The organism is Anabaena sp. 4-3, assembly GCF_001597745.1.
Classification (GTDB): domain Bacteria; phylum Cyanobacteriota; class Cyanobacteriia; order Cyanobacteriales; family Nostocaceae; genus Trichormus.
The window spans coordinates 1-308 of the sequence record NZ_LUHJ01000043.1; the positions used below are offsets into that span (position 1 = coordinate 1).

The window sequence follows — 308 nt, forward strand, 5'->3', positions numbered from 1 at the left end:
TGGCCTGTAATCGGTATCTGGTTTACCGCTTTGGGTGTTAGCACAATGGCGTTCAACTTGAACGGTTTCAACTTCAACCAGTCCATCATCGACTCTCAAGGTCGTGTAATCAACACCTGGGCTGACATCATCAACCGCGCTAACTTGGGTATGGAAGTAATGCACGAGCGTAACGCTCACAACTTCCCCTTAGACTTAGCTGCTGGCGAAGTTGCTCCTGTTGCTTTAACCGCTCCTGCTATCAACGGTTAATCATTAACCTTTAGCAATCACAAAAAAGCTTCCTCCTTACGGGGGAGGCTTTTTTG

The 308-nt window shown here is 47.4% G+C and carries 1 pseudogene; it reads left to right on the forward strand.

The features are described 5' to 3' along the window. Window positions 1-252: pseudogene (locus A3775_RS11920) on the forward strand (photosystem II q(b) protein); the annotation flags it as partial. Window positions 253-308: the final 56 nt, after the last annotated feature.